This window comes from Burkholderia sp. GW821-FHT14F03, assembly GCF_058803765.1.
In genome coordinates, this window is sequence record NZ_JBXAPG010000069.1 from 22011 (window position 1) to 28386 (window position 6376).

Sequence of the window (6376 nt, forward strand, 5' to 3'; positions counted from 1 at the left end):
GTCGCCCGGGGAGCGCGCGTCGATGAAGTTCCGTTGGCTCCCCGTCCTCCTGATCTTCCTGGTGGTCGCCGTGACCGTGCGGCTCGGTTTCTGGCAGCTCGACCGCGCCCACCAGAAGGAAGCCCTCGCCGACAGCATCGCGCGCTACGAGCAGGCGCCCGCGCGCGCGCTGGATGCGCAGCCGATTGCGCTGCGCGACATCGAATTCCACCGGGTGCGCGCGGTCGGCCGCTTCCTGCCGGCGCGCGCGGTCTACCTGGACAACCGGCCGTACCACGATCAGCCGGGCTTCTACGTGGTGATGCCGCTCGAGCTGTCGGGCGGCGGCTATGTGCTCGTCAATCGCGGCTGGCTGCCGCGCAACATCGCGGATCGCACCGCGATCGAGGCGTTCCCGACGCCGCCGGGCGAGGTCGCGATCGAGGGCATCGCGCGCGCCGACGCGTCGCGCGCATTCGAGCTGGGCGAGGGCGGGTCCGCCGCGAACCAGCGGATCCGTCAGAATCTCGACGTCGCCGAGTACGCGCGCGAAACCGGGCTGCCGCTGCAGTCGTTCGTGATCCAGCAGACGAACGATATCGGCGACCGGCTCGTGCGCGACTGGCCCGCGCCGACGCTCGGCGTCGAGCGCAACTACGGCTACATGGCCCAGTGGTGGGCGATGGCGGCCGCGGCCGTCGGATTCGGTCTGTACGCGGCGCGGCGCGCCGCGCGCAAGTCATCGGGCGCGGCGTGAGCCGCGCGGGTTTGTCGCGCGGCGGATCGCGCCGCGCCTAGTTTGGAGAGGTCTCTTTTGTCTACGCAATCTTCCCGCCCGACGCCACCCGAGGCGAGCCGCTCGCCCGCCCCGCAACGCGGTTCGTGGCAGCGCGGCCGCTGGATGCTGCTGTTGCTCGCGCTGGTCTGCGCGGCGCCCATGCTCGCGTCGTATTTCACCTACTACGTGATCCGGCCGCAGGGCGGCTCGACCAACTACGGCACGCTGATCGAGCCGCAGCGGCCGATCCCGGCCGCGTTCGAGGTCACCGACGAGCACGGCGCGCGCGTGCCGCTCGCGTCGCTGCGCGGCGTCTGGCTGCTCGTGATGGTGAACGGCGGCGCCTGCGACGAGGCCTGCGCGAAGAAGCTCTACTTCATGCGCCAGGTGCGCGCGACGCAGGCGGGCGAGCGTCACCGGATCACGATGGTGTGGCTGCGCAGCGATGCGGCGGCCGTGCCCGACGTGATCGGGCGCGCCTACCCCGACACCCGCGAGTTGAGCGCCGATCCGGCCGAACTCGCGAAATGGCTGCCGGTCGACGCCGGCACGCAGTTGAGCGACCACATCTACATGGTCGATCCGAACGGCAATCTGATGATGCGTTTCCCGAAGAATCCGGACCCGAGCAAGATCAAGCGCGACGTGACGAAGCTGCTCAAGTGGTCGAGCATCGGTTGAGCGCAGGCCGCGCCCGCTAACAGGAAACCCGAGATGTCGTATCTAGTGCAACTGGGCCTCATCGGCCTGTGCATCGCGCTGCTGCCGCTGTCCTACGTGTGGGTGAAGGCCGATGACAACAAATTCCGCAAGCTGGTGTGGATCACGACCTTCCTCACGCTCGACCTCGTGATGTTCGGCGGCTTCACGCGCCTGACCGATTCAGGGCTCGGCTGCCCGGACTGGCCGGGCTGCTACGGCACCGCATCGCCGTTCATCGCGCATGCGGCGATCACGGCCGCGCACCAGGCGATGCCGACCGGCCCCGTGTCGATGACGAAGGCCTGGATCGAGATGATCCACCGCTACTTCGCGATGGCGATCGGCGTGCTGATCATCGCGCAGGTCGTGATCGCGTGGACGGCCCGGCTGCGCCGTCGCCCGCTGCACGTGTCGCCGTGGTGGCCGACCGGGCTGCTGCTGCTGATCCTGGTGCAGGGCGCGTTCGGCGCCTGGACGGTGACGATGAAGCTGCAGCCCGTGATCGTCACGATCCACCTGCTGCTCGGCCTCACGCTGCTCGGCGCGCTCGGCTGGCTGGCCGCGCGCCAGACGCCGCCGCCCGCGCACGATCCCGGGGCGGGGCGTTATCGCGCGGCGGCGCTCGCGGCGCTCGTGCTGCTCGTCGTGCAGATCGCGCTGGGCGGCTGGGTCAGCACCAACTACGCGGTGCTCGCGTGCACCGATTTCCCGACCTGCAACGGCCAGTGGATTCCGCCGATGGATTTCACGCACGGCTTCCACCTGTGGCGCGCGCTCGGCATGACCAAGGACGGCGACGCGATCACCCAGGACGCGCTGGTCGCGATTCACTGGACCCATCGCACCTTCGCGTTCGTCGTGGTCGCCTACCTGATCGGCCTCGCGCTGCGGCTGCGCCGTTTCGCGTCGCTGCGGCGGCCGGCCGACGGCGTGCTGCTGGTGGTCGTGCTCCAGTTCGTCACGGGCTTGACCAATATCGTGTTGCAGTGGCCTTTGCCCGTCGCCGTCGCGCATAACGGCGGCGCCGCGATCCTGCTGCTGCTCGTCATCATGCTAAACTTTCGCATCCTTTCAAGTCGCCCCGGCCGGATCGCGCAGCCTGCGCGCGACACCGCGGCCGCCTGACGCCGAGCGCCCATGCAGACCTCACTCTCCCAGACCCCCGGTAGCCGTCTTTCCCAGTACCTGGCCCTGACGAAGCCGCGGGTCACGCAGCTCGCGGTGTTCTGCGCGGTGATCGGGATGTTCCTCGCGACCCCGGGCATGGTGCCGTGGACGGTGCTGCTCGGCGGCACGGTCGGCATCTGGCTGCTGGCGGGCGCGGCGTTCGCGATCAACTGTCTCGTCGAGCAGAAGATCGACGCGATGATGCGCCGCACGGCGTGGCGGCCGTCGGCGCGCGGCGAGATCACGAGCGCGCAGATCCTGCTGTTCTCGGCCGTGCTCGGCGGCGCCGGCGCCTGGACCCTCTACACGTTCACGAATCCGCTGACGATGTGGCTCACGATCGCGACCTTCGTCGGCTACGCGGTGATCTACACGCTGCTGCTCAAGCCGATGACGCCGCAGAACATCGTGATCGGCGGCGCGTCCGGCGCGATGCCGCCCGCGCTCGGCTGGGCCGCGGTCACGGGCGCGGTGCCGGGCGATGCGTGGATCCTCGTGCTGATCATCTTCGTCTGGACGCCGCCGCATTTCTGGGTGCTCGCGCTGTATCGCCGCAAGGACTACGAGAACGCGGGCCTGCCGATGCTGCCGAACACGCACGGCGAGCAGTACACGCGCCTGCACATCCTGCTGTACACGGTGATCCTGTTCGCCGTCACGATGATGCCGTTCATCTCCGGGATGAGCGGAATCGTCTATCTGACGAGCGCGGTGCTGCTCGGCGCGGTGTTTCTCGCCTATGCCTGGAAGATCTACCGTGATTACTCCGATGCGCTCGCGCGCCAGGCGTTCCGCTACTCGATCATCTACTTGTCGCTGCTGTTCGTCGCGCTGCTCGTCGATCACTACGCGCATCCGCTGCTCGGGATGTGACGTCCATGCTTTTGCTTTGGTCCGGAATCCGATGCTGAATTCATTGTTTGGGCGCCGCGCGCGCCAGGGCTGGCTCGCCGCCGGCGCGATCGCGGGCGCGCTGCTGCTCGCCGGCTGCAGCAAGGCCCCGGCGTTCCAGAACGTCGACATCACCGGCAACACCCAGTTCGGCAGCGATTTCGCGCTGCCCGACACCGCCGGCAAGGTGCGCACGCTGGCGGACTTCAAGGGCCGGGCGGTCGTGATGTTCTTCGGCTACACCCATTGCCCCGACGTGTGCCCGACCACGATGGCCGAGCTGTCGCAGGCGCTGCAGCAGCTCGGGCCGGATGCGGCCAAGCGCGTGCAGGTGCTGTTCGTGACCGTCGATCCGGAGCGCGACACGGCCGAACTGCTCGGCCAGTACGTGCCCGCCTTCAATCCGACCTTCGTCGGCCTGCGTCCGGCCGACGAGGCGCAGCTCAAGAAGATCACCAAGGATTTCCGCGTCTACTACGCGAAGGTGCCGGGCAAGACGCCGGGAAGCTATACGATGGACCACACCGCCGCGAGCTACGTGTTCGACCCGGACGGCAAGCTGCGTCTGTTCGTGCGCGACGGCCAGGGCCCCGCGCCGTGGGTCCACGACCTGAAGCTGCTGCTCGGCTGAGCGGCGAGGCCGTTTGGCGCGGCCGTTCGGCGCGGCCTTGCGGCGAGACCTTTTTCCTTCCCTTCCCGCCTTTTTCGCTTTTCCCCGCCTTTGCCCCGCCGGACGCGGCCCTGCGCCCCGTCCGGCGGCGGCGCGCGCCTACGGCAGCGCCGGCAGATTCAGGCCGTCGGCCGCACGGGTCATGCGGAACTCCGTCACCGAGTAGGTCGCGAGCTGTTCGGTGACGAACGGATCGCTCCGCAGGATCGCGTCGAGCGCGTCGCGATCGATGCGCGCGGCGAGGATCACGCCGCCCGTGCGCGGCACCTTCGGGCCGGCGGCGATGAACACGCCCGCGTCGAAGTGCCGCTGCAGGAAGGCGCGATGGCGTTCGAGCGCGTCGTCGATGCGCTCGAGCGACACCGTGTACTGGATGTCGATGACGTACATGGAGGTCTCACGAGGACGCCGCGACACCGTGTCGCGGCCAGCGCTCCTTGTAGCACAGCGTGCGGCGCGGTGCGGATTTCGTGGCGGATTCCATTCAAGTTGTAAGCCGGCGTGCCGTAATAAACGGAGGCGATCGTTAGCAGGCGAGAGGCCGGCCTGCGGGCGGTGTGCGAAGACAAGACACTGAAAAAGGCACGCACGATGAGCAGAATGAGTTTGAACCGCAAGCTGTGGCTGGCGCTTGCGCTCGTATGGGTCGGATTGTTGGGGGTGGGCGCGTGGAGCGCGTTCGAGACGCGCGCGACGATGCTCGCCGAGCGCAAGGCGGGCATGACGAATCTCGTCGACGCCGCGCAGGGCGTGGTGCAGTCGTACTACGCGCTGTCCCAGAGCGGCGCGATGAGCGAGGCCGATGCGCAGCGCGACGCGCTCGCGCGGCTCGCGGCGATGCGCTACGACGGCGACTCCGGCTATGTGTTCGTGACCGACGCGAAGCCCACGGTGCTCATGCACCCGACGCTGCCGAAGCTGGTCGGCACCGTGGTCAGCGATTTCAAGGATCCCGACGGCAAGCTGCTGTTCGTCTCGGTGGTGAACGCGGCGAAGGCCGACGGACGCGGCTTCGTGAACTACCGCGGCCGGCTGCCGCACAGCGAGACGGCGGTGCCGAAGATCAGCTACGTGACGCGCTTCGCGCCGTGGGACTGGTACATCTCGAGCGGCGTGTTCATCAAGGACATCGATACGGTCTACTATGAGACCCTGGTCGGCCACCTCGCGGTGGTGGCGGTGATCGGCGCCGTGATCACGCTCGCGATGCTCGTGATCATCCGCAACGTGCGGCGCAGCCTCGGCGGCGAGCCGGACGAGGCGGCCGCCCTGGCCGCGCGCATCGCGCTCGGCGACCTGACCCAGACGGTGCCGGTGCGCCCGGGCGACACCCACAGCATGATGGCCGCGATGCACGAGATGCAGGACCGGCTGCAAGGCACGATCGGCGGCATCCGCCATGCGGCGGAATCGATCGCGGCGGCCAGCCAGCAGATCGCGGCCGGCAACAACGACCTGTCGGCGCGCACCGAGCAGCAGGCGGCCTCGCTGGAGGAGACCGCCGCGAGCATGGAAGAGCTGACCGCGACCGTCAAGCAGAACGCCGACAACGCGCGCCAGGCGAGCGGCCTCGCGCACAACGCGTCGGACATCGCGCTCAAGGGCAACGACGTGGTGAACCGCGTGATCGGCACGATGGGCGAGATCAACGACAGTTCGCAGAAGATCGCCGACATCATCGGCGTGATCGAAGGCATTGCGTTCCAGACCAACATCCTCGCGCTGAACGCGGCCGTCGAAGCGGCGCGCGCGGGCGAGCAGGGTCGCGGCTTCGCGGTGGTGGCGGGCGAGGTGCGCTCGCTCGCGCAGCGCAGCGCGACGGCGGCCAAGGAGATCAAGCAGCTGATCAATGTGTCGGTCGAGCGCGTGCACAACGGCTCGTCGCTGGTCGGCCAGGCCGGCACGACGATGAGCGAGATCCTGCAGGCGGTGCGGCGCGTGACCGACATCATGGGCGAGATCGCCGCCGCGTCCGAGGAGCAGGCGAGCGGGATCACCCAGGTCGGCCGCGCGGTCACGCAGATGGACGAGGTCACCCAGCAGAACGCGGCGCTCGTCGAGGAGGCGACCGCCGCGGCCGCGTCGCTGCAGGAACAGGCGGCGCGCCTGCGCGAATCGGTCAGCGCGTTCCAGGTGCGCGGCGCTCCGCCGCCGCGCACGGCGCGCGCGCCGGTGCGAACGGCCGCGCC

7 protein-coding genes are annotated in these 6376 nt (G+C 69.0%); 6 read left to right on the forward strand and 1 reads right to left on the reverse strand.

The features are described 5' to 3' along the window. Positions 1–22 precede the first annotated feature (22 nt). The 5 genes from AC1RQF_RS30705 to AC1RQF_RS30725 are packed head-to-tail and all read left to right on the forward strand — an operon-like array spanning position 23 to position 4148. Complete coding sequence (locus tag AC1RQF_RS30705) at positions 23–736, forward strand: SURF1 family protein (protein WP_492873824.1); 714 nt, start codon at positions 23–25, stop codon at positions 734–736. Positions 737–793: 57 nt separating this feature from the next. Next, positions 794–1438, forward strand: a complete 645-nt coding sequence (locus AC1RQF_RS30710) for an SCO family protein (protein ID WP_273999255.1) — start codon at positions 794–796, stop codon at positions 1436–1438. 33 nt (positions 1439–1471) lie between these two features. Next, positions 1472–2584: a COX15/CtaA family protein gene (locus tag AC1RQF_RS30715; RefSeq protein WP_273999254.1), complete on the forward strand. Its 1113-nt coding sequence runs from the start codon at positions 1472–1474 to the stop codon at positions 2582–2584. Between the two features lie 12 nt (positions 2585–2596). After that, the gene (cyoE, locus tag AC1RQF_RS30720; RefSeq protein WP_273999252.1) at positions 2597–3499 is read left to right on the forward strand and encodes a heme o synthase; all 903 of its coding nucleotides are present in this window, start codon (positions 2597–2599) and stop codon (positions 3497–3499) included. Between the two features lie 31 nt (positions 3500–3530). After that, positions 3531–4148: an SCO family protein gene (locus AC1RQF_RS30725; RefSeq protein WP_273999250.1), complete on the forward strand. Its 618-nt coding sequence runs from the start codon at positions 3531–3533 to the stop codon at positions 4146–4148. Positions 4149–4286: 138 nt separating this feature from the next. Here the strand turns inward: AC1RQF_RS30725 and AC1RQF_RS30730 are convergent, their stop codons facing one another. After that, positions 4287–4577 (reverse strand): YciI family protein, encoded by a 291-nt coding sequence (locus AC1RQF_RS30730; RefSeq protein WP_273999248.1) that lies wholly within the window; start codon positions 4575–4577, stop codon positions 4287–4289. Between the two features lie 201 nt (positions 4578–4778). On the opposite strand from AC1RQF_RS30730, the gene AC1RQF_RS30735 reads away from it, so the two are divergent. Next, positions 4779–6376, forward strand: a 1598-nt coding sequence (locus AC1RQF_RS30735) for a methyl-accepting chemotaxis protein (protein ID WP_492873828.1), incomplete at its 3' end; no start/stop codon positions are given.

What these genes read in the sequence shown, in the direction of transcription:
- AC1RQF_RS30715 (WP_273999254.1), top strand. Translation starts at nt 1,472, where the DNA reads ATGTCGTATCTAGTGCAACTGGGCCTCATCGGCCTGTGCATCGCGCTG.
- AC1RQF_RS30730 (WP_273999248.1), bottom strand. Translation starts at nt 4,577, where the DNA reads ATGTACGTCATCGACATCCAGTACACGGTGTCGCTCGAGCGCATCGAC.
- cyoE (WP_273999252.1), top strand. Translation starts at nt 2,597, where the DNA reads ATGCAGACCTCACTCTCCCAGACCCCCGGTAGCCGTCTTTCCCAGTAC.
- AC1RQF_RS30725 (WP_273999250.1), top strand. Translation starts at nt 3,531, where the DNA reads ATGCTGAATTCATTGTTTGGGCGCCGCGCGCGCCAGGGCTGGCTCGCC.
- AC1RQF_RS30705 (WP_492873824.1), top strand. Translation starts at nt 23, where the DNA reads ATGAAGTTCCGTTGGCTCCCCGTCCTCCTGATCTTCCTGGTGGTCGCC.